This is a genomic window from Thermithiobacillus tepidarius DSM 3134, assembly GCF_000423825.1.
Classification (GTDB): Bacteria; Pseudomonadota; Gammaproteobacteria; order Acidithiobacillales; family Thermithiobacillaceae; genus Thermithiobacillus; species Thermithiobacillus tepidarius.
The window spans coordinates 165,529-187,782 of the sequence record NZ_AUIS01000003.1 but is presented as its reverse complement, the minus strand read 5'-3'; the positions used below and the strand labels follow the sequence as shown (position 1 = coordinate 187,782).

At 66.9% G+C, this 22,254-nt stretch carries 24 protein-coding genes; 21 read left to right on the top strand and 3 right to left on the bottom strand.

Features of this window, described 5'->3' with window-relative positions:
• Positions 1-1,593, bottom strand: coding sequence for a 2,3-bisphosphoglycerate-independent phosphoglycerate mutase (gpmI, locus tag G579_RS15075; RefSeq protein WP_051180669.1), 1,593 nt, complete (start codon positions 1,591-1,593; stop codon positions 1-3).
• Positions 1,594-1,838: 245 nt separating this feature from the next.
• Here gpmI and G579_RS0100980 point away from each other — a divergent pair, with 245 nt between their 5' ends.
• The 10 genes from G579_RS0100980 to G579_RS0100935 all read left to right on the top strand — a co-directional run bounded on the left by G579_RS0100980 (position 1,839) and on the right by G579_RS0100935 (position 11,264).
• On the top strand, positions 1,839-2,147 hold the full coding sequence (locus tag G579_RS0100980) for an ArsR/SmtB family transcription factor (RefSeq protein WP_028988701.1): 309 nt from the start codon (positions 1,839-1,841) through the stop codon (positions 2,145-2,147).
• A 163-nt stretch (positions 2,148-2,310) separates the two neighbouring features.
• Positions 2,311-3,729, top strand: coding sequence for a TolC family protein (locus G579_RS0100975; protein WP_051180668.1), 1,419 nt, complete (start codon positions 2,311-2,313; stop codon positions 3,727-3,729).
• Positions 3,730-3,770: 41 nt separating this feature from the next.
• Positions 3,771-4,868: an efflux RND transporter periplasmic adaptor subunit gene (locus G579_RS0100970; protein ID WP_028988699.1), complete on the top strand. Its 1,098-nt coding sequence runs from the start codon at positions 3,771-3,773 to the stop codon at positions 4,866-4,868.
• Positions 4,861-8,160 carry an efflux RND transporter permease subunit gene (locus G579_RS0100965; RefSeq protein ID WP_028988698.1) on the top strand — a complete coding sequence of 1,100 codons (3,300 nt, stop codon included), beginning with the start codon at positions 4,861-4,863 and terminating at the stop codon, positions 8,158-8,160. The genes G579_RS0100970 and G579_RS0100965 overlap by 8 nt, the downstream gene beginning before the upstream one ends.
• A gap of 32 nt (positions 8,161-8,192) precedes the next feature.
• Positions 8,193-8,414, top strand: coding sequence for a YgaP family membrane protein (locus G579_RS0100960; RefSeq protein ID WP_028988697.1), 222 nt, complete (start codon positions 8,193-8,195; stop codon positions 8,412-8,414).
• A gap of 23 nt (positions 8,415-8,437) precedes the next feature.
• Positions 8,438-8,854, top strand: coding sequence for a rhodanese-like domain-containing protein (locus G579_RS0100955; protein ID WP_028988696.1), 417 nt, complete (start codon positions 8,438-8,440; stop codon positions 8,852-8,854).
• An 11-nt stretch (positions 8,855-8,865) separates the two neighbouring features.
• The gene (gene grxC, locus G579_RS0100950; protein ID WP_028988695.1) at positions 8,866-9,126 is read left to right on the top strand and encodes a glutaredoxin 3; all 261 of its coding nucleotides are present in this window, start codon (positions 8,866-8,868) and stop codon (positions 9,124-9,126) included.
• Positions 9,127-9,212: 86 nt separating this feature from the next.
• Positions 9,213-9,650 (top strand): thioredoxin TrxC, encoded by a 438-nt coding sequence (gene trxC / locus G579_RS0100945; protein WP_028988694.1) that lies wholly within the window; start codon positions 9,213-9,215, stop codon positions 9,648-9,650.
• Between the two features lie 126 nt (positions 9,651-9,776).
• Positions 9,777-10,226: a protein-export chaperone SecB gene (secB, locus tag G579_RS0100940; RefSeq protein WP_028988693.1), complete on the top strand. Its 450-nt coding sequence runs from the start codon at positions 9,777-9,779 to the stop codon at positions 10,224-10,226.
• Between the two features lie 9 nt (positions 10,227-10,235).
• A complete protein-coding gene (locus tag G579_RS0100935) occupies positions 10,236-11,264 on the top strand; it encodes an NAD(P)H-dependent glycerol-3-phosphate dehydrogenase (protein ID WP_051180699.1) in 1,029 nt (342 codons plus the stop codon).
• A 39-nt stretch (positions 11,265-11,303) separates the two neighbouring features.
• On the opposite strand, the gene trmL is transcribed toward G579_RS0100935, so the two are convergent.
• Together trmL and G579_RS15070 are read right to left on the bottom strand one after the other, a co-directional pair.
• Positions 11,304-11,768 (bottom strand): tRNA (uridine(34)/cytosine(34)/5-carboxymethylaminomethyluridine(34)-2'-O)-methyltransferase TrmL, encoded by a 465-nt coding sequence (gene trmL / locus G579_RS0100930; protein WP_028988691.1) that lies wholly within the window; start codon positions 11,766-11,768, stop codon positions 11,304-11,306.
• Positions 11,769-11,803: 35 nt separating this feature from the next.
• A complete protein-coding gene (locus G579_RS15070) occupies positions 11,804-12,484 on the bottom strand; it encodes a ComF family protein (protein WP_038017389.1) in 681 nt (226 codons plus the stop codon).
• Between the two features lie 146 nt (positions 12,485-12,630).
• Between G579_RS15070 and G579_RS0100920 the strand changes: the two genes are divergently transcribed.
• The 11 genes from G579_RS0100920 to ccoO all read left to right on the top strand — a co-directional run bounded on the left by G579_RS0100920 (position 12,631) and on the right by ccoO (position 22,253).
• A complete protein-coding gene (locus G579_RS0100920) occupies positions 12,631-13,107 on the top strand; it encodes a hypothetical protein (protein WP_028988690.1) in 477 nt (158 codons plus the stop codon).
• 3 nt (positions 13,108-13,110) lie between these two features.
• Positions 13,111-14,172: a biotin synthase BioB gene (gene bioB / locus G579_RS15065; RefSeq protein WP_051180666.1), complete on the top strand. Its 1,062-nt coding sequence runs from the start codon at positions 13,111-13,113 to the stop codon at positions 14,170-14,172.
• A 12-nt stretch (positions 14,173-14,184) separates the two neighbouring features.
• Entirely contained in the window at positions 14,185-15,354 is a 1,170-nt protein-coding gene (bioF, locus tag G579_RS0100910) for an 8-amino-7-oxononanoate synthase (protein ID WP_028988689.1), read from the top strand.
• Complete coding sequence (gene bioH, locus G579_RS0100905) at positions 15,347-16,135, top strand: pimeloyl-ACP methyl ester esterase BioH (protein ID WP_028988688.1); 789 nt, start codon at positions 15,347-15,349, stop codon at positions 16,133-16,135. The genes bioF and bioH overlap by 8 nt, the downstream gene beginning before the upstream one ends.
• Positions 16,136-16,143: 8 nt before the next feature.
• Positions 16,144-17,025 carry a malonyl-ACP O-methyltransferase BioC gene (gene bioC, locus G579_RS0100900; RefSeq protein ID WP_028988687.1) on the top strand — a complete coding sequence of 294 codons (882 nt, stop codon included), beginning with the start codon at positions 16,144-16,146 and terminating at the stop codon, positions 17,023-17,025.
• Positions 17,025-17,702 (top strand): dethiobiotin synthase, encoded by a 678-nt coding sequence (bioD, locus tag G579_RS0100895; protein ID WP_038017386.1) that lies wholly within the window; start codon positions 17,025-17,027, stop codon positions 17,700-17,702. The genes bioC and bioD overlap by 1 nt, the downstream gene beginning before the upstream one ends.
• A gap of 135 nt (positions 17,703-17,837) precedes the next feature.
• Complete coding sequence (locus G579_RS0100890) at positions 17,838-18,182, top strand: DUF2173 family protein (RefSeq protein ID WP_028988685.1); 345 nt, start codon at positions 17,838-17,840, stop codon at positions 18,180-18,182.
• 37 nt (positions 18,183-18,219) lie between these two features.
• On the top strand, positions 18,220-18,552 hold the full coding sequence (locus tag G579_RS0100885) for a DUF2173 family protein (protein ID WP_028988684.1): 333 nt from the start codon (positions 18,220-18,222) through the stop codon (positions 18,550-18,552).
• Between the two features lie 88 nt (positions 18,553-18,640).
• Entirely contained in the window at positions 18,641-18,979 is a 339-nt protein-coding gene (locus G579_RS0100880) for a DUF2173 family protein (protein ID WP_028988683.1), read from the top strand.
• Positions 18,980-19,769: 790 nt separating this feature from the next.
• Positions 19,770-21,215, top strand: coding sequence for a cytochrome-c oxidase, cbb3-type subunit I (ccoN, locus tag G579_RS15060; protein WP_038017382.1), 1,446 nt, complete (start codon positions 19,770-19,772; stop codon positions 21,213-21,215).
• Positions 21,216-21,275: 60 nt separating this feature from the next.
• A complete protein-coding gene (ccoO, locus tag G579_RS19745; protein ID WP_028988681.1) occupies positions 21,276-22,253 on the top strand; it encodes a cytochrome-c oxidase, cbb3-type subunit II in 978 nt (325 codons plus the stop codon).
• Position 22,254 lies beyond the last annotated feature (1 nt).

Here is a 22,254-nt window from a genome sequence, read left to right as displayed (position 1 = left end):
TCAGGGCGTGGCGCCATGGACCGGCTGCGCTTCGCTCGGAGCGACATGCGCTTCCAGCAGTTCCACCAGCGGCCGCCCCGTCATCTCGGGCGGGATCGGCAAGCCCAGCAGGTAGAGCATGGTCGGGCTGATGTCCTCCAGGGCGCCGGTGGCGGCCATTCGGGCCGGTCGGCCCACGTAGACGAAGGGCACCGGGTTGCAGGTGTGCGCGGTGTGCGCCTGGCCGGTTTCGGCATTGGTCATCTGCTCGGCGTTGCCGTGGTCCGCCGTGATCAGCACCTCGCCGCCCACCGCCTGCGCGGCCTCGATCACCCGCCCCAGGCAGGCGTCCAGGGCCTCGATCGCCTTGACCGCTGCCTCGAAGTTGCCCGTGTGGCCCACCATGTCCGGATTGGCGTAATTGCAGATGATCACGTCATAGGCGCCGCTGCGGATGCGCGCCACCAGTTCGTCGGTGAGCAACGGAGCGCTCATCTCCGGCTGCAGGTCGTAGGTGGGTACTTTGGGCGAGGGAATGAGCATCCGGTCCTCGCCGGGGAAGGGCTGTTCCGTGCCGCCGTTGAAAAAGAAGGTGACGTGCGCGTACTTCTCCGTTTCGGCGATGCGCAGCTGGTGCAGGCCCAGCTGGGAGACGTACTCGCCGAAGCCGTTTTTCAGCCGCTCCGGCGGATAGGCGACGGCGGCGTCGAGGCCCTCCTGGTATTCGGTCAGGCACGCGAAGATGCCCACCCGCGGCCAGGCGCTGCGCACAAAGCCTCGGAAACCGGGCTCGACGAAGGTCTGGGTGAGTTCGCGGGCGCGATCGGCGCGATAGTTCATGAACACCACCGCATCGCCGTCGCGGATGACGACCGGCTCGCCGCCGGCGGGATGGATGCTGGTGGCGCCCACGAACTCGTCCGTCTCGCCGCGGGCATAGGCCGCCTCCAGGCCGGCCAGGGCGCTGTCGGCGCGCTGGCCGATCCCCTGGGTCAGCAGGTCGTAGGCGGCCTGCACCCGCTCCCAGCGATTGTCCCGATCCAAGGCGTAGTAGCGGCCGATCATGGAGGCGATGCTGCCGCCGCCGAGCGCCGCCATCTTGGCTTCCAGCCGGCGCAGGTAGATTTCGGCGCTCTTGGGCGCGGTGTCGCGGCCATCCAGGAACGCGTGCACGTACACGCGCTCGGCACCCCGCCGGATCGCCAGCTCCAGCATGGCGTGGATGTGCTCCTCATGGCTGTGCACGCCGCCGTCCGACAGCAGGCCGAGAATGTGCACCGCACGGCCCGCGGCCTTGGCCTTGTCCACGGCGCCGGTGAGCACCGGGTTGTCGAAAAAGCCGCCGGTTTCGATGGCCCGGTTGATGCGGGTGTACTCCTGGTACACCACGCGCCCGGCGCCCAGGTTCAGGTGGCCGACCTCGCTGTTGCCCATCTGGGCCGCCGGCAAGCCGACGGCGGCGGCGGAGGCCTGGATGAGGGTGTGCGGATAGTGCTGCCACAAATGGTCCCAGACCGGCTTGCGGGCGGCGAGAATGGCGTTGCCGGGACGGTCTTCCCGGTAGCCCCAGCCATCCATGACGATGAGGACAACGGGTCGGTGCGAGGTGGACATGTGATCTCCAGCGTGAAACGGTTAGGGCAGGCGGCCGGCGGGGCCACGCCGCGTAGCGGCCGTAATGGGCGGAAAGGACGCGGAGGAAGCGGCGATGGGAGCTGCGGCGCCCCTTGGCGTTGCCGGGCGCGTCCAGGGGGCGCGATGCGGAAACTGACAGTCCATAAAAATTTATATATTCTTATATATTGACTGGAAATGAGCGCTTTGCATATAACATCGGAATTTTAATGCACGGAGCATATATGGAAGAACTGCTGCAGCGCGAAGAAGACATTGACCAGGCGTCCCGTTCCCTGAAGGCGATGGCGCATCCCCTGCGCCTCAAGGTGCTGTGTATTTTAGGGGGGGAAGAGTTGAGCGTGCAAGAGATTGTTGACGCGGTCGGCACCTCGCAGAGCAACATCTCCCAGCACCTGGCCATCCTGCGCGACAAGGGCATCCTCAAATCCCGCAAGGACGCCAACAAGGTCTACTATAGCATTAACGACCCCCGCACCTTACGTCTGATTTCCATGATGCAGGAAGTGTTTTGTAGTTGCCAGCAGAGATAGGGGCGCCATTCCCTGCTGGACGCCGCCGGGGCGGGAGGCTGTAGCGGCGAGCAACTTGTGCTTGATAGCTGGATAATAATATTATTAAAATCTAATATAGGTTCGGAGGCGCCGTCCCTGGCCTCGCGCGACCTGTGTGGATCGATGCTGCGGAGGAGTTGCTATGACTGAGGGAGCCACAGCGCGGGCGGCCGTGTCCCCGCGCCTACGCTGGTGCTTGGCCCTGGCCCTGGCCCTGGGCAGCGCCCTGCTGCCGCTGGGCCTGTCGGCCCAGGCCGAGCCCCTGGACCTGCGCCAGAGCATTGAACTGGCCTTGCGGCAGAATCCCGAGATCCGGGTCAGCCAGGCTCAGCTCCAGCAGGCCGAAGCCGGGCTGCGCCAGGCCCAGGGCAAGCGTTACCCCAGCCTGAACGCCTCGGTCACCGGCACCCACACCAACGACGCTCTCAACGCCTTCGGCCTGAAGCTGTCCCAGCGCAACGCCACCTTCGACGACTTCGGGGCGGGGGAATTCAATCCGGCCAATCCTTCCGTAGCGCCCCGCAACCTCAACCATCCGGGCGGCGTCAGCAATCTCAACACCCGCCTGGAGCTGCAGATCCCCATCTACAACGGCGGCCAGATCCGCGGCTTCATCGAGCAGGCGCGCGCCCAGGTGCGCGCCGCCCAGCACGGCGATGTCGCCGCCCGCCAGCAGCTGGCCTACAACGTGGTGCAGGCCTACGAGGGCGTGCACGCGGCGCGCGCCTACGTCGGCGTGGCGCGGCAGGCGGAGGAGGCCGGCCAAGCCTACGTCAACACCACCCAGAACCTGTTCAAGCACGGGGTCGTGGTGCGCAGCGAACTTCTGGCCGCGCAGGTGCGCCTGGAGGACACCCGGGTGCAGCTGGAGCAGGCCCGCAATGCCGAGGCCGCCGCCATGGATCAGCTGCATCTCTTGCTGGGCATTCCGCTGGACCAGCCGCTGGAGCTGGGTCCCTCGGCGACGCTGACCGCCCCTGAAGGCAGCCTGGCGGAACTGCAGCGCCAGGCGGTGGCCAACAATCCTCAGATCCTGGCCCTGCGCCAGCAGCTCGACGGCGCGCGCGCCGGCGTGCAGGTGGCGCGCGCGGCCTACTATCCCCATTTCAATGCCATGGCCCGTCAGGACTGGAACAGCGGCGACCTGAGCCTGGGCGCGCCGTCCTACACGGTGGCGGGCGTGCTGTCCTGGCAGCTCTTCGATGCCGGCAGCAGCCGGGCCGGCGTGGCGCGGGCGGAGGCGGCGCGCACCGAGCTGCTGGCGCGCCTGCAGCAGGCGGAGGACGGCGTCCGTCTGCGGGTGGCCGATGCCTGGCGCAAGGCACAGGAGGCGGAGCGCCGGGTGGCCACGCGCGAACTGGCGGTGCGCCAGGCGGAGGAGGCGCAGCGGCTGGTGAACAAGCGCTTTGAAAACGGCGTGACGACCATGGTCGAGGTCCTCTCCAATCAGGCCCAGCTGGACAAGGCCCGTGCCGACCTGGTGCAGGCCCGCTATGACCGGAGCGTGCAATGGGCGGCCCTGCGGCTGGCCGTGGGCGGCTTGTCCCCGGAGCAGCTTTGAGGGGCGCCGGCGGGGATTTCAGGAAAAGGAGAAGAAGACGAATGCGTGCGAACACCCGTTCACGGAATTGGATGCTCCTGGCCCTGGGCGCGGCCGCCCTGGCCCTGAGCGCCTGCGGCGGCAAGGAGGAAGGCCGGCAGGCTGAGCCGGCCGGCGCCACGGTGCGGGCCGAGATGGTCACGGTGGCCGCCGCCCCGATGCAGATCAGCACCGAGGTGCCCGGCACGGTGATTTCGGATCAGCAGGTGCAGGTGTCCTCCCGGCTGATGGGCTACATCCGCGACATCAAGGTCCAGGAAGGCGAGGCCGTGCGCAAGGGGCAGCTCCTTTTCAGCATCGATCCCGCCGACGTCCAGGCGCAGATCAACCAGGCGCGTGCCGGGCTGGCCCAGGCCGAGGCGGCGCTGGCGGGCGCGCGGCTGAATTACGAGCGCTACAGCGCCTTGTACCGGGACGAATCCATCCCGAAGGCCCAGTTCGAGCAGGCCCGGACCCAATATCAGATGGCCCAGAGCCAGGTGGCCGCGGCCCGGGCCGGCCTCAATGCCGCCGGCGCGCAACTGCGCTACGCCGACGTGCGCTCGCCCATCGACGGCGTGGTGGTGCAGAAGCTCGGCGTGGCCGGCGACCTTGCCGCGCCCGGCCGGCCCATCCTGGTGCTGGAGAACCCCGCCGCCCTGCAGGTGCAGGTGGCGGTCAGCGGCGACACCTATGCTACCGTGAAGCAGGGTGATCCGGTGCAGGTGCGCCTGGAGGGGCGCGCGGAACCGGTCACCGGGACGGTGCTGCGCATCCTGCCGGCCGCGGATCCGGCCACGCACAGCTACACGATCAAGGTCGCCTTGCCCGGAGTGAGCGGGGTGCGCAGCGGCAGCTTCGCCCGGGTCGGCTTCGCCCAGGGCACGCGCGAGGCCATCCAGGTGCCCAGGAGCGCCGTGCTCGAGCGCGCCGGCATTCCCGGCGTCTTCGTGGTCGATGCCCAGGGCATCGCCCACTACCGCATGGTGCGCACCGGCGCCGAAACGGACGGCCGCGTCGAGATCCAGGCCGGATTGAATCCGGGCGAGCGGGTGGTGGTCAGCAACAATGCCACCCTGCAGTCCGGAGACCGGATCATCGGAGCCGCCCGCCATGGCTGAGCGGCACGAGCAGGCGCCGCGCTTGAACCTGGCGGGCAAGCTGGCCAGCGCCTTCCTGCGCTCCAAGATCACGGCCATGATCATGCTGGCGGTCTTCCTGGTGGGCATGGTGGCGCTGCTGGTCACTCCGCGCGAGTACAACCCGCAGATCGTCGTGCCGGCGGCCAACATCATGGTCATGCGGCCGGGCTCCAGCGCCGAGGAGGTGGCCAATATGGTGGTCAAGCCGCTGGAGGCCATTATGAACTCCCAGTCGGGGGTCAAGCATACCTTCGGCTACGCCACCAACGACATGGGCGTGGTCACGGTGCAGTTCGACGTGGGCGAAAACCAGGAGGACAGCCTGGTCAAGCTCTACAACCAGCTGATGCAGAACATGGACCGCATGCCGCCCGGCACCATGCAGCCGCTGGTCAAGCCCATCAACGTCGACGACGTGCCCATCATGACCGTGACGCTGGCTTCCAGCCAGCTCAGCGATTATGAGCTGCGCAGCATCGGCGCGCGCGTGCTGGAGCAGTTGCGCAACGTGCCCGGGGTGTCCTTCACCCAGCTCAGCGGCGGGCGTCAGCGGGCGGTCAACGTCTGGCTGGATGCCCAGAAGCTGGCGGCCTACGGCCTATCCCTGGATCAGGTGGACCAGATGCTGCAGGGGGCCAACGTCACCCTGCCGGCGGGCGAGCTGGTCAGCGGCAACCGCAATCACCCCCTGCGGGTGACCGGCTATCTCGGCAATGCCGACGAGGTCGGCGACATCGTCGTCGGCGCGCCGCGCGGGCGGCCCATTTACCTGAAGGACGTGGCACGCGTCGAGGATGGTCCGGCGGAGCTGGAGGATTACTCGCGCTTTGCCTACGGCCCGGCGGCAGCCAAGCGGACGCGCGGCGAGCAGGCGGCGGTGACCATCGCCCTGGCCAAGAAGCCCGGCACCAATGCGGTGGTGGTGACCCGCGATGTGCGCGCCAAGCTGGCCGCGCTGGAGCGCGGCGTCATACCCCAGGGCGTGGACGTGGTGGTGACCCGCGACGACGGCGAAAAGGCCAATGCCGCGGTGAACACGCTGGTGGAGCATCTGGCCATCGCTGTCGGCTCGGTGGTGCTGATCCTGATTCTCTTCCTGGGCTGGCGCGAGGCGGCCATCGTGACCCTGACCGTGCCGCTCATCCTCTTCGTGGTGCTGGCAGTGGGGCTCGTCGCCGGGCAGACCATCAACCGCATCACGCTCTTTGCCCTGATCCTCTCCCTGGGTTTGCTGGTGGACGCCGCCATCGTGGTGATCGAGAACATCCATCGCCATCTCCACTACGGTGATCCCAAGCCCTTCGACCAGACCCTGGTGCAGGCCACCGACGAGATCGGCAATCCCACCAACATCGCCACCGTCGCCGTGATCGTGGCCTTCATTCCCATGGCCTTCGTGACCGGCATGATGGGACCCTTCATGCGGCCCATTCCCTTCAACGTGCCGGTGGCCATGATCGCCTCGCTGGTGATCGCCTACATGGTGGTGCCCTGGGCCGCCTACCGCTGGCTGGGCAAGAAGGCGCGCAGGCACCTGGCCCAAGAGCCATCCCTGGAAGACGAGCACCCGGAACATGCCGGCCACAAGGACCGTCTGCATCAGGCCTACGTGGCGGTGCTCACTCCCCTGATCCGCCACAGCGGCCGGCGCAACGTGTTTTTTCTGATCGTCGCGCTGCTCCTGCTGCTGGCCATGCTGCAGCCGGCCTGGCAGTTCGTGCGGCCGCAGGGCATGAACGGGCCGCTCAGCCCGCTGGGCGTCGAGCTGAAGATGCTGCCCAACGACGACACCAACACCTTCCTGGTGCAGGTGGACACGCCCGCGGGCACGGCCCTGGCCGGCACCGACCAAGTGGCCCAGGCGGTCGGCGACGTCATCGGCCGTCTGCCGCTGGTGACCAACTACCAGACCTTCCTGGGCGTGGCCGCGCCGGTGGATTTCGCGGCGCTGGTGCGCGGCGACCTGATGAAGCGCGGCAGCAACCTGGCGCAGATCCGCGTCAACCTGGTGGACAAGCACGAGCGTTCGGCCAGCTCGCACGACGTCGTGCTGGATCTGGATCGGCGCCTGGAGCCGGTGCGCCGCGCCTTCCCGCAGGCCCGGATCAAGCTCTACGAGCTGCCGCCCGGACCGCCGGTGCAGGCGCAAATCCTGGCGGAGCTCTACGGTCCCGACTACGACAAGCTGCGCCTGGCCGCCCAGGACGTGAACCGCGCCTTCCGGCAGATCTACGGCATGGTGAACGTGGACGACTCGGTGACGGCCGACCTGGCGGGCTATCACGTGCTGGTGGACCGGGAAAAGGCCACCCTGGCCGGGGTGGCGCCGGCGCAGGTGGCCAAGCTCCTGCACGACTATGTGACCGGCTTCTCCATCGGCACCCTGCACGTGGCCGACGCGCGCGAGCCGATCAGCATTCAGGTGCGGTTGCCGCGCGCGGAGCGCAGCACACCCGAACAGATCCTGTCCCTGCGCATCACCAACCGCATGGGTCAGCAGGTGCCGTTGAGCGCCATCGCGCGGGTGGAGCGTTCGCAGGTGGTCAAGCCCATCAACTATCGGGATCAGCACCCGGTGGTCTACGTCAGCGGTGAACTGCTGCGCTCCAGTCCGGTCTATGCGGTGCTGTCCCTGGATCAGATGCTGGACGAGCATCGCCTGCCCGCGAGCGGCGTGCGCTTCAGCACCGGCAACTTGGGCTTCAACGAGGCGGTGCCCGACGACGTGCTGCACTACAAGCTGCTGTGGGGCGGCGAAATGCGCCTGACCCTGGACGTGTTCCGCGACCTGGGCAGCGCTTTCATCGTGGCGTTGGTCTTCATCTATCTGGTGCTGGTGGGCTACTACAAGTCCTTCATGATGCCGATCATCGTCATGGGCGCCATTCCGCTGACACTGGTCGGCGTGTTTCCGGGCCACTGGATCACCCAGCAGGCCTTCACCGCCACTTCCATGATCGGCGTGATCGCCCTGGCCGGCATCGTGGTGCGCAACTCGCTGCTCCTGATCGACTTCATTCTCGATTACCGGGCGCGGGGCTATTCCCTGGAGGAGGCGGTGATCCAGGCGGGTGCGGTGCGCTTCCGGCCGATCCTGCTGACCGCCCTGGCGATCATTCTGGGCTCGGCCATCATGATCACCGACCCGGTCTTCGGCGGGCTGGCCGTGTCCCTGATCTTCGGGACCTTCGCCTCCACCGCCTTGACCCTGGTCGTCATTCCGCTGGTCTATTATCTGTGGCAGCGGCGTTCGGAGCAGCGGGCCGCCTGAGCGGCCCGGCCTTGAGGTTTGGAGGGTGTGCAATGACAACGGAACGAATTGTCCGTATAGTGGCAGGTTTCTTCATTCTGCTGAGCCTGCTGCTGGGGGCGGAGTGGAGCCCGCTGTATCAAAGCAGCGACTGGCTCTTCTTCACCGCCTTCGTGGGATTGAATCTCTTTCAGAGCGGCTTCACCCGGCTTTGTCCCCTGGACCGGGTCCTCGTGAAGCTGGGGGTGCCCGTCGCGGGCGGCTGCGGCCGGTGAGTTTTCAAGCAAGGGAGTGAGCGGTGCTCGATTATCTGGCGCAAAACTGGTATTTGATTCTTGCTCTGGTTTTTGTGATCTTCATGCTGAGCAAGGGGGCCATCAGCAAGCGCCTGTCGGGCTACGGCGAGGTGGACCCGCTGCAGGCCACGCAGCTCATCAACCACGAGAACGCGGTCGTGCTGGATGTGCGGGAGCCCAAGGAGTGGGCGGAGGGGCATATCCCCGGTGCCCGCCACGTGCCCTTGGGCCAGTTGGGCAGCCAGATGGCGAGCCTGGAGAAGCTCAAGGAGCGCCCGGTCATCACCCAGTGCCGCAGCGGCATGCGCTCGGCAGCCGCCGCCGCGGCGCTGAAGAAGGCCGGTTTCGCCAAGATCTACAACCTGAAGGGCGGCATCATGGCCTGGCGCAGTGCCGGCCTGCCCCTGGAGCGCGATTAGTCGAGGAAAGCATGGTGCAAGTTGTGATGTACGCCACCGCGATCTGCCCCTACTGCAATATGGCGGAGGCGCTGCTGCGCCGCAAGGGGGTGCAGGTTCGCAAGATCCGGGTGGACATCGACCCGGAAGAACGCGTGATCATGCAGGAGCGCAGCAACGGTCGGCGCACGGTGCCGCAGATCTTCATCGGCGATTTCCATGTGGGCGGCTATGACGATCTGGCCGCTCTGGATCGCAGCGGCCAGTTGAACTCCCTGCTCAACCTCGCCTAGGCGGCTCGCCGCCGGCGGGCAGGGCAGCGGCGCCAAGCCGCCACGGATTGCTGCGCATAGTGAAAACCCCAGATCAGGAGTGCGCTATGTCCGATGTCCATGTGGTTTGCCCTTCCTGTCATACGACCAACCGCCTGCCTTCGCAGAAGCTGCGCGACCAGCCCCGCTGCGGCAAATGCCACGGTCCGCTCTTCGACGAGCAGCCGGTGGAGCTGGATGCCGGCACTTTTGCCAAGCACGTCCAGAAGAACGACCTGCCCGTGGTGGTGGACTTCTGGGCGCCCTGGTGCGGCCCTTGCCGGATGATGGCCCCCCATTTCGCCCAGGCCGCCGAAGCCATGGCCGGCCAGGCGGTTTTCGCCAAGCTGAACACCGAAGCAGAGCAGCAGTTGGCCGCCCAATACGGTATCCGTTCCATTCCCACGCTGGTGCTGTTCCAGGGCGGGCGCGAGGTCGCCCGCATGAGCGGCGCCATGGGCAAGGCCGATCTGATCCGCTGGGTCGAGCAGCACATGCCGTCCTGAGTCCCGCGGTATCCGGGGGCAGGCCCGCGTGGCCGGGTCCGGCCGCGCCGGTTGATGAATTCGCGCGGATGTGTCAGGCTCCGGCCCCAAGAACCAGCTACCTTTATCGCCACAAAGGATCATTGCATGGAAGAGCAGCAAGCCGTCTTCAACATCGAAAAGATCTATCTCAAGGACGCCTCCTTCGAGGCACCCAACGCGCCAAGCGTGTTCATGGCGACCGAGGTGCCGACCGTGGATGTGAGCCTGTCCACCCAGAGCCAGCCCATGGAGGGTTTCGACGGTCTCCTCGAGGTGGTGCTGACCGTGGGCGTGACCGCCAAGGGCGAGGACAAGGCCTATTTCATGGTGGAGGTACAGCAGGCTGGCCTGTTCCGCATCCAGAACGTGCCCGATGAGCACATGCCCGTGCTGCTGGGCGTGCACTGCCCCAACATCCTCTTCCCCTTCGCCCGCGAGGCCATTGCCGACCTCATCGGCAAGGGCGGCTTCCAGCCGCTGCATCTCAACCCCATCAACTTCGAGGCGCTCTTCCAGGCCGGCGCGGAGCAGCAGGCCCAGGCAACGGCGCAGTAGGCCGTGGCGCTGCCAGCATCCAAGCCCGCCGCCGGTGATCGCATCGCGGTGCTGGGGGCCGGCCACTGGGGCACGGCCCTGGCGGCGCATCTGGCCCGCATGGGCCGCCCGGTGCAGCTCTGGGGCCACAGTCCGGCACCGCTGGCGGCCATGGCCGCCAGCGGCACCTTGGCCCCGGTCTTCCCGCAGCATCCCTTGCCTGGAAACCTCCATCCCAACCCGGACCTGGCCGCGGCGCTGGACGGCAGCGACGCGCTGCTGATGGCCGTGCCCAGCCGCTTTTTCCGCGGCGTGCTGCGCCAGGCGCTGCCTTACCTGCGTCCGGGCAGCATCGTCGCCTGGGCCAGCAAGGGCCTGGAGGAGGGTTCCGGCCTGCGGCTGGATGAGGTAGCGGCCGAGGAGCTGCCGGCGGGCGCGGCGGTGGCGGTCGTTTCGGGACCGACCTTCGCCGCCGAAGTGGTGCAGGGCCTGCCCACGGCGCTGACCGTCGCCTCGCCGGACCTCGAGGTCGCCGAGCGGGTCGCCGGCTGGCTGCGGGGTGATGCCATGCGCGCCTATACCAGCCAAGACGTGGCGGGCGTGTGTCTGGGCGGGGCCATCAAGAACGTCATGGCCATCGCCGCCGGCATCTCCGACGGCCTGGGCTACGGGCACAATGCCCGGGCCGCCCTGATTACGCGCGGGCTGGCGGAATTGCTGCGCCTGGGCCAGGCGCTGGGCGGGCAGAAGGAGACCTTCATGGGCTTGGCGGGCGCCGGCGACCTGATCCTCACCTGCACCGGCGACCTGTCGCGCAACCGCACCGTCGGTATGCGCCTGGGGCGCGGCGAATCCCTGGACGCCATCCTCGCCGACCTGCGCATGGAGGCGGAAGGCGTGCACACCGCCCGCGCCCTCTATCAGTTGGCCCACCGCCGCGGCATCGACATGCCCATCGTCGAACAGGTCTACCGGGTGCTCTATGAAGGACTGGACCCGCGCGCTGCCCAGGCGGCGCTGATGCATCGGCAGCCCAAGCGGGAAGACAGCGGCGAGTAGCGCGATGGCGTTTTTCGCTGCTGTTCGTCGCTCGGTACCCTAGCATCCTCCCTCGAAACCCAGTTGCCGCCACGCCTCGTAGACGACCACCGCCACCGAGTTGGAGAGATTGAGGCTGCGGCTGTGGGGACGCATGGGCAGGCGCAGGCGCCGTTCGGGCGGCAGCGAGTCCAGCAGTTCGGCTGGCAACCCGCGGGTTTCCGGGCCGAAGAGGAGGGCGTCACCCGCCTGGAAGCGCACTTCGTGGTAGTGCTGCCGGCCTCGGGTGCTCAGGGCGAAGAGGCGCCGGGGAGCCACCCGGCGCAGGAAGGCGGGCCAGTCCGGATGGGTCTGAAGCGCGGCCCATTCATGATAATCCAGGCCCGCCCGGCGCAGCTTGCTGTCGTCCAGCGTGAAGCCGAGCGGCTCGATCAGATGCAGGCGGGCGCCGGTGTTGGCGCAGAGGCGGATGACGTTGCCCGTGTTGGGCGGGATCTCCGGCTGGTAGAGCACGACATCGAACATGGGTTACCCTGAGGTCGACGGATGCGAATGACGGGTCAGCGGTCGACGGCGCGGGCCAGGACCCACAGATCCACCCGCTCGGCCCCGGCCTGGCGCAGTGCCGCGGCCAGGGCATGGGCGGTGCTGCCCGTGGTCATGACGTCATCGACGATGGCCACGTGCCTGACGCGCAGCGGCTTGACGGCGAAGGCCCCGCTGACGTTCTGCCGCCGCTCCGCCACGGCCAGTTGCGCCTGCTGCGGCGTGTGGCGGCGCCGCCGGGCCTGGTGGTGCAGCACCGGGATTCGGCACGCCCGGCCCCAGTGCTGGGCCAGCAGCCCCGCCTGGTTGAAGCCGCGCCGCAGCAGGCGGCGCCAGTGCAGCGGGACGGGGATCAAGGCCTCGGGCCGCGCTGGCGGCTCATCCCAGGCGGACAGCCAACCTTCCGCCAGTGGCGCGGCCCAGGCCAGCCGGCCGGCATATTTCCACTGCTGGACCGCAATATCCAGCGGCGCGCCGTAGGCAAAAGCCGCCGCCGTGTAATCGAAGGCCGGCGGGTGGCGCTGACAGCGGCCGCAGCGGCCGGCAGCCGATCCGGCCAGCGGATGCGCGCATTGCACGCAGCGGGCGGCGGCCAGTCGCGGCATGCCGTCGGCGCAATCGCGGCACAGCCGGGCGCCGGGCGCGTGGCAGAGCAGGCAGCGCGGTGGGTAGAGGTAGTCCAGCAAGGCGGCCATGGCGGTTCGTTGCTCGTTTTCCGTCATGCTAGCACGATGGCCCGCCGCATGCAGCGGCTTGCAGCGATGCAGGGTGTAGAAGTTGTTAACCAGAACAGCGGTCCGCGGTTGACAGATCGCCATGCCCCAGCCTATAAGGAGTCACTATGGCCACGTCAGAACGCTTCAAAACAATCAGTGCCGCCTCCGCCAAGCGCGCCGCCAGCATGTTCCACTACGGCAACATCGTCGCCGCGCTGGTGCCGGGCTTTGCCATTTTGTGGTTCGGGCTGTCCATGCTGGTCTTCGCCGTCAACAGCCATCATCCCGATCCGCGGGTGCTGGACTTCAATCGCCGCGCCGCCCGGAACTTTTATCCCGTCATGGCCTTCGTGCTGCTCATCGTCGGCGCCGGCTTCGGCGGCCTGACCGAAAAGCTCGGCATCAACAGGCTGTTGCACAGCCTGGGCCTGGATACCCTGGGCCACCATCTGCTGGGCCTGGATCCCAACCTGATGGCGCTGCTGGTCGCCATGTGGGCTCTGCTCTTCGTCGTGCTGCTGCCGACCTCAATCGTCGCGCTGCTGCAGATCCAGCGCACCGAATGGCATGACATCGTCCAGAACACCTCTTCCCAGGAGTAACGCATGCAAGAGGACATCCTGACCGCCCTGAGCGGCCTCACCGAGCGGGTGCTCGCCGGCGGCGATCTCAGCGAGACCGAAGGCCGCTGGCTCATTCGCCTGGAGCCGGCTTACCTGCCGCAGCTCATGGCCGGCGCCGACCGCATCCGCCGTCATTTCCGCGGTGACCGGATCGAGGTCTGCGGCATCAGCAACGTGCGTTCCGGCAACTGCAGCGAGAATTGCAGCTTCTGTTCCCAGAGCGGTCATCACAAGCAGGCCGCGGCGCCCGTCTACGGCTACATCGCCGAAGATAAGCTGGTAAGCCAGGCCGAGCGTCTGCGCAGCCTGGGTGCCAGCGACTTCGGCATCGTCTCCAAGGGCTGGGGCGTGCGCGGGCCGAAAGAAAAGGCGCAGATGCGCGAATACTTGGAATCCCTGCAGGCGCGCACCGACATTGGCCGTTGCGCCTCCCTGGGCGCCCTGGACGAAGACATGGCCCGGGAGCTCAAGTCCATGGGCCTGGAGAATTACCACCATAATCTGGAGTGCGCCGAGTCCTTCTTCGACCAGGTCTGCACCACGCACAGCTACCAGGAGAACATCGACACCATTGCGGCTGCCCAGCAGGCCGGTTTGCGCGTCTGCGCCGGCGGCATTCTCGGCATGGGCGAGAGCCTGGATCAGCGCGTCGAACTGGCCATGACCCTGCGCTCGCTGAACGTGGAGTCGGTACCGCTCAACTTCCTCAATCCGCAGCCCGGCACGCCCATGGGGCACCTGCCCAAGATGGAGCCCATGGAGTGCCTGCACATGATCGCCGTGTTCCGCTACCTGCTGCCGCGGGCCGAGATCCGCATCGCTGGCGGACGCACCCATCTGCGTGATCTGCAGGCCATGATCTTCTATGCCGGCGCCTCCGGCGTCATGATCGGCGATTATCTGACCACCGCCGGGCGCAAAGTGGAGGACGACCTGCAGATGTTCCGGGATCTGGGCCTCGAAGTGCGCGGCGATACCTTCCAGCGCCGGGCGCGGGCGGCCGGCGGCGAGCAGCAGGCGGCACGCAACGGGGCTGCGCACTAGCAGCAGGCGCGCATGACCGATCTGGATGCCGCCCTCGCGCCCGAGCTGGCGCGGCTGGAGGCGTTGCGGCTGCGGCGCCGGCTGCAACCCATGGACGCCGTCGACGGCGCCAGCCTGCGGGCCGCCGAAGCTGCGCTGCTGTCCTTTTCCAGCAACGACTACCTGGGTTTGGCCCGGGATGACCGCCTGCAGGCAGCGCTGTGCGCGGGCGCGGCCCGGGACGGGGTGGGCAGCGGCGCGGCCCATCTGCTGGGCGGGCACCGCGGCGTGCACCAGGCGCTGGAGGAGGCGCTGGCGGCCTTCGCCGGGCGGGAGGCGGCGCTGCTCTTCGGCAACGGCTATCTGGCCAATCTGGGCATGATCGGCGCCCTGGCCGGGCGCGGCGACACGATCTTCGCCGACCGCCTCAACCATGCCTCGCTGGTGGACGCGGCGCTGCTGTCGCGGGCCCGGCTGCTGCGCTATCGTCATGCGGATCTGCAGCATCTGGAAGACCTGCTCAAGACGGCGCCGGCCCGCGGGCGCCGGCTGATCGTCACCGACGGCGTGTTCAGCATGGATGGCGACGTGGCCCCGCTGGTCGCGCTGACCGAACTGGCGCGGCGCCATCGCGCCTGGCTGGTAGTGGATGATGCCCATGGTCTTGGCGTGCTGGGGCCCGACGGGCGAGGCAGCGTTGCCGCTGCCGGTCTCGACGAGGCTGCCGTGCCGGTGCTGATGGGCACGCTGGGCAAGGCCTTCGGGGTGTACGGTGCCTTCGTGGCCGGCAGCCGCATCCTGGTCGATACCCTGCTGCAGCGCGCCCGCACCTACATCTACACCACGGCCCTGCCGCCGGCCCTGGCCCATGCCACGCTGACGGCGCTTGACTGCGTGCGCGGCGAGCCGTGGCGGCGTGAGCGGCTGCGCGAACATGTCCACGCCCTGCGCGCCGGCTTGGCCGGGCTGCCCTGGACCCTGCTGCCCTCGGACACGCCCATCCAGCCGCTGCTGGTCGGCGGGGCGGATGCCGCCGTGACGCTCAGCGAGGCGCTGCGCGCACGCGGCATCTACGTGCCCGCCGTGCGCCCGCCCACGGTGCCGCAGGGCACGGCCCGCCTGCGCATCACCCTGAGCGCCGCCCACACCGCCACCGACGTGGAGCGCCTGGTGCGGGCTCTAAGAGAACTGGCCAGTGGCTGAGGCTTGGGCTTGGCGGCAGTCCGGGCGGGGGCCGGATCTCGTCATGCTGCACGGCTGGGGCATGCAGAGCGCGATCTTTGCCCCGTTGGCGGAGAGCCTGGCCCCGGATTTCCGGGTGACTGCCCTGGATCTGCCCGGCCACGGCCGGACTCCGTGTGCCGGGCCGCTCAATCTGGCGAGCGCCGTGGACGGACTGCTGGCCACGCTGGCCGCCCTGGATCTGCAGCAGCCCGCCTTCCTGGGCTGGTCCCTGGGCGGGCAGGTGGGCTTGGCGCTGGCTCATGTGCAGCCGCGGCGTCTGTCCAAGCTGATTCTGGTCGGCGCCACCCCGCGTTTCGTGGCTGGGCCCGACTGGCCCTGGGGCATGGCCCCGGCCGTCTTTCAACGGTTCGCCGCCGATCTGCTCCAGGACGCGACGGCCACGCTGAAGCGCTTCCTGGCGCTGCAGACCCTGGAAGACGGCGAAGCCCGCAAGCATCTGCGCAGCCTGCAGGCGGCGCTGCTGGCGCGCGTGCCGGAACCGCGTTGCCTGCGGGAGGCGCTGGAGATCCTGCGCAGCACGGATCTGCGCGCGTCGCTGGCTACCCTGGACTTGCCCGTCCTGCTCATGCAGGGTGGGCTGGACCGCCTCGTGGCGCCGGCGACGGCGGCCTACCTGCTGGATGCGCTGCCGCAGGCTCGGCTGCTGCATCTGCCGGGCGTGGGACACGCACCCTTTTTGAGCGCCCCCGAGACCTGCGCCGCCGCCATCCGGGCATTCCTGGCGGACGCGGGAGGTTGACGACGGACATGAAGGACAGTTCCCTGACCCCCATCGACAAGCGCGCGGTGCGCCGCGCCTTCAACAAGGCGGCCGCCACCTACGACGACGCGGCCGTGCTGCAGCGCGAGGTGGCGAGCCGCCTCTTGGAGCGCCTGGACTTGGTGAAGCTCGAGCCCCACTGGATCCTGGACGCCGGCAGCGGCACCGGTTATTGCAGCCGCGCCCTCAACAAGCGCTACCCGAAGGCCCGGGTGCTGGCCTTCGACCTGGCCGACGCCATGCTGCGGCGCGCGCGCAAGGCCAAGGGCTGGTTCGCCAGGCAGCACTTCGTCTGCGGCGACCTGGAGAGCCTGCCGTTCCAGGACGCGCGCTTCGACCTGGTCTTTTCCAGCCTGTCCCTGCAGTGGTGCAACGATCTGGACCGCACATTGGCGGAATTCGCCCGCGTGCTCCGGCCCGGCGGCCTGCTCATGTTCACCACCTTCGGCCCGGACACGCTGAAGGAGCTGCGCCAAGTGTTCCGTGCCGTGGATGACGCGCACAGCCACGTCAGCGATTTCATCGACATGCACGACATCGGCGACGCCCTGGTGCGCAATGCCTTCGAGATGCCGGTCATGGATGTGGAGCACTTCACGCTTACCTATGCGGACGTGCGTGCCGTCATGCGTGACCTCAAGGCCATCGGTGCGCAGAATGCCACCAGTGCCCGTCCTCGCGGCTTGATGACGGCCCGCCGTCTGCAGGCGTTGAGCGATGCCTACGAGCGCTTCCGCCGGCCCGACGGCCTGCCTGCCACCTATGAGGTGGTTTACGGTCATGCCTGGGCCGGCCGCCGCCCGGACAACCGGCCGCTGTCCGACGGCCGTGTCGGCGTGCCGCTGAGCCAGTTGCGTCGGCGCTCCTGATGCGCGGCTTCTTCGTCACCGGTACCGATACCGGCGTAGGCAAGACCCAGGTGGCCTGCGCTCTGCTCAGCGCCCTGGCTGCCTGCGGCGAACGGGTAGCGGGCCTGAAGCCGGTCGCTTCCGGCTGCCGGAAGACGGCAGTCGGCCTGCGCAACGAGGACGCCGAAGCGCTCATGGCCGCGGCAAACGTGCGCCTGGACTACGCTGTGGTCAACCCGTACGCCTTCGCGCCGCCCATCGCCCCGCACTGGGCGGCGCGGCAGGCCGGGGTCGCGGTGGACCTGGACTGGCTGGTCGGGCACGTGCGCGGGGTGGCGGCGCAGGCCGAGCGCGTGGTCGTCGAGGGCGCCGGCGGTTTCCTGGTGCCGCTCAGCGACGGCGCTTCCTTCGCCGACCTGGCCTGCCGGCTGGCGTTGCCGGTGATCTTGGTGGTGAGCCTGCGCCTGGGCGCCATCAATCACGCCCTGCTTTCTGCCGAGGCCATCACCCGCCGCGGCTTGCCGCTGGCCGGTTGGGTGGGCAATGCGGCCGCGCCCGGGGAAGCTGCCCCCGGCACCGTGGAGAGCTTGCAGGCCCTGCTGACCGCTCCCTGCCTGGGCATCCTGCCCCACGTCGATGGCCCAGCACCCTGGCGTGCACTGGCCGCCCATCTGCGGCTCGATCAGTTGGCCGTCTGAAGCCGGTTGCCGGCCCTCCTACTTAGGTACTATTCCGCCCCTGCGTGCTCCCTCCCAAACTATACTCATATCAGAGGCGGCCATTGCTGCGCGGCCGCTATCCACACTTCTGTCCAGCCCGATCCTGGAGGCCTTATGTCAAGAGTAACGGACATGCTCGAGCTGCCGGGCGCCGTGGCGGCGGGTGTCTTTTCCAGAAAGGGCCTGCTGAATGACTTCGAGGGACCGCTGCCCGACGAGTACGCCGAACTGGCGGCGCGCATGTGCGCGGCCAACTCCATGACCATGCGCATGCAGGGCCGCCTGCTGGCCGATCTGTCCGGCCAGCCGGGCTGGACGGCCTACGTGGGCTGGGCCATGGTCGGGCCGGAACTGGCGATGGTGGCGGTGGATGATGCCATGTGCATGCTGCGCATCCGGGAAAGCTCCTTCAACCAGGTAATCGAGGCCATGCGTACGGCCGCCGGTGTTGAAGGGTAGGCGACCGACCCCCTCCACGAACAACAAGGAGCGCTTTATGCCTACATTGGACCAGCTCATGTCGTTGCCTGGGGCCTTCGGTGCGCTGGAGTTTTCCTGCACCGGGGATTTGATCGAGTCCCGCGGCGATCTCCAGCCGGATTTCGCGGAAGTCGCGGCCCAGCTGTGCGCCGCCAACATGGCCAATTACCGCATGCAGGCGCTCGGCTGGGCCAAGCACACTGGAGAGGGGGGGTTCTTTCCGGAGCAGGGCTTTTTCTTCATTGGCCTGGACTACGTGATCATGGCCATGGGAACGAAGGCGCTCTTTGCCCGCAGCCGGGATGTCGACTATGACCTGAGCTTCCGCGTCCTGAACGATCGGGTCTGACCGCCGCGGCGATGCCATCGGGAGGGATGTCTCCAGTGAAGCGCGGCCCGGCATGCGGTCGGAACGGGCGCAAAAGGAGGGTAGGTCCATGATGAGATTGGAGAGTCTGCTTTCGGTCAAGGGGACCGTCGCCGCCTTGCGCTTCTATGATGACGGCAGCCTGGCGGAGGCGGTGGGCGAGATCGACCCCGGTTATGCTGGACTGGCAGCAGAGCTGTGCTACGCCAACGGCCGCATCCTGCAGCAGCAAGGCGACATGTTGACCGCCTTTTCCGGCATGGGGGGGTGGACCCCGCCACGCGGCTGGGCCATGAGCGGACCGGAGTTGTCCGTGTGCGCCATGGGCGAAGTGGCTTGTTTTGTGAGAAACGCCGAGGTCTCCTTCAATGAGCTCTTCCACACCTTGTACAAGGTCGCCCACGATTGACGGCAGGGCGGCTCCAGGGCGTCCGCGCTCCAACTGGTCCTGGGTGGACGCCGGCCGTGGACGCTTTGCCTTGACGCGCCGCGGTTGGCCTGAACTTCAGCCCCCGCCTCCTTCCATGAGATGTCCCTTCTGCCCGCAACAGGGCTCGTGAAGCGTTCCCCATCGGGTTTATACTAGAGGATACCGGCTGCGCGTCGGTGCCAGCCGTGTTTCGCACCGGCATCCGTGATGGGATGCCGCGTTGCGGCTTGCCTGAAGCTTGACGGTCACATCCGGCTGGGGACCAAGCGGGGTGTGATCCGGCCATGGGCCGGGTCGCCCCGCCGTTGCGGGGCGTCAGGCCCGCGCGGCTGCATCGAAAAGGATGGTTCATGCAGAGCGGGCTGCTGCGAGGCGGCCCGGGTTGCCCAGAAGCCCAGGAGCAGGACGCTGATCGTCCCCCAGATGAGGTAGGTCATGGCTCGGACGCGTCCAGGGCACTTGTGCATCGGGCAGGAACTCCCTTTAGAAAATTTCTATATGTATTCGCACTAAATTAATTGGTAATTTTCTGATCGCCTATGGCATCATCAATATGTTTTGGGGAACCAGGCCAATTAACAAAGACAATTTATGCCAGCAAAAAGTTCCTTATGGCAAGTGCCGGGGGCGAAAATTTGTTGACATAAAGATACATGTGTCTTATTTTCTCGCGCTATATCCGATCCTCCCTCCTGTGCGGGCAGGGCGGCCGGATGGGACGGCGCGCAGCTTGGTTCAAAGGTAATAAGTAAGCTTCTACGGAGGGGTTATGGCTACGGCTACGGCAACGGCTTCGACAGCTACCGCCAGTTCGGCAGCGGTCGAATACAACTATGACATCGTCAAGAAATTTACCATCATGGCCCTGATCTGGGGCGTGGTCGGCATGTCGGTGGGGCTTTACATCGCCTCGGAACTGGCTTGGCCGTTTCTGAACTTCAATAATCCTTACATCACCTTTGGCCGCTTCCGTCCGGTGCACACCACGACGGTGATCTTCGGCTTCGGCGGCAGCGCCCTGTTCGCGACCTCCTATTATGTCGTTCAGCGCACCTGCCAGGCGCGCCTCTTCAGTGACGCCATGGCCAACTTCACCTTCTGGGGTTGGCTGGCGGTCATCGTGCTGGCTCAGATCACCTACATGCTGGGCTTCAGCCAGACCCGCGAGTACGCCGAGTTCGAGTGGCCCATCGACCTGCTGATTGCCGCCGTTTACGTGGTCTATCTGGTGGTCTTCACCGGCACCATCATGAAGCGCCGGCAGCGCCACATCTACGTGGCCAACTGGTTCTTCCTGGCCTACATTCTGGCGACCATCATCCTCCACGTCTTCAACAACCTGGCGGTGCCGGTCTCCCTGACCAAGTCCTACTCCCTGTTCTCGGGCGTGCAGGACGCCATGACCCAGTGGTGGTACGGCCACAACGCCGTGGGCTTCTACCTGACCGCCGCCTTCCTCGGCATGATGTACTACTTCGTGCCCAAGCAGGCCGGCCGTCCGATCTACTCCTACCGGCTGTCCATCATCCACTTCTGGGCACTGATCTTCATGTACATGTGGGTCGGCGCTCATCACCTGCACTGGACCGCGCTGCCGGATTGGACCTCGACCCTGGCCGCGACCTTCTCCATCATGCTGCTGATGCCCTCCTGGGGCGGCATGATCAACGGCATCATGACTCTGTCCGGCTCCTGGGAGAAGTTGCGCACCGATCCCATCATGAAGTTCCTGATCGTGGCCCTGTCCTTCTACGGCATGTCCACCTTCGAGGGCCCGATGATGGCGCTGAAGAGCGTAAACGCGCTGTCCCACTACACCGATTGGACCGTCGGCCACGTGCACTCCGGTGCGTTGGGCTGGGTGGCCATGATCACCTTCGGCTCGCTCTACCATCTAGTGCCCAAGCTGTGGGATACGGAGATCTACAGCACCCGCTTGATCAACGTGCATTTCTGGCTGGCCACCATCGGTGTGCTGCTCTATATCGTCGCCATGTGGATCAGCGGCATCGCCCAGGGTCTGATGTGGCGCGCCTTCGACGACTATGGCAACCTCATGTACCGCTTCGCCGAGTCCGTCGCCGCCATGCATCCCTTCTACGCCATGCGTGCGTTGGGCGGTGCCTTCTTCGTGGCCGGCATGCTGCTGATGGTCTACAACGTGTACATGACCATCAAGCAGGCCAAGGCGGTCCCGGCAGTGGCCCGCGCCTAAGACTCGTTATCACATCAGCAGCGCCCGCGGTCCCGGCCGCGGGCATTAAGGGATCGAGAAATGAAGCATGAAACAATAGAAACGAATATCGGCCTGATGCTGGTGCTGGTCATGATCGTGATCAGCATCGGCGGTCTGGTGGAAATTGTGCCGCTCTTCTTCATCGACAAGACCATCGAGAAGGTCGACGGCGTGCGGCCCTACACCCCCCTGGAGCTGGCGGGCCGGGACATCTATCAGCGGGAAAGTTGCTTCTACTGCCATTCCCAGATGATCCGCCCCTTCCGTGACGAGGCCATGCGCTACGGCCATTACTCGCTGGCGGCGGAGAGCATGTACGACCATCCCTTCCAATGGGGCTCCAAGCGCACCGGTCCGGACCTGGCGCGCGTGGGCGGCAAATACTCCAACGAGTGGCACGTGGCGCACCTGATCGCCCCACGCGACGTGGTGCCCGAATCGGTCATGCCCAACTACCCCTGGCTGATGCAGGACAACCTGAAGTATGACGACATCGGCGCCCACATGGCCGCCCTGAAGAAGACCGGCGTGCCCTACAGCAGCAACGAGGCGGAATTCATCGACAACATCGCCAACTTCGGCGCCGCCACGGCCCTCAAGTTGCGCATCAACGGCAAGGACTACCGCGGTGCCGAGGTGGATGCTTTCCTGAACGGTCTGAATGCCCAGCTCGACCAGGTGATCAACCGGGCCAGTCGCACGGTCGATGGCAAGCCGGCCCTGGTGTTCAGCAGTTCCAAGGTGGTGCGTGAGGCCGACATCCCGGCCTATGTCCAGAACGTCAAGGCGGATGCCGCCAACGTGCTGAACGGCTTGGTCAAGGCCGATGCCAATGGCCAGAAGACGCTGCACCTGCCCAGCGCCAAGGAAAACCTGCTGGCCGAGGCCGAAGCCAACTACGACGGTGACCCGAAGCGCCTGACCGAAATGGATGCGGTGGTGGCCTATCTGCAGATGCTGGGCACGCTGGTTGACTTCAAGAAGTACGACGAAGGCTACCTGTCGCAGTTCCGTTAAC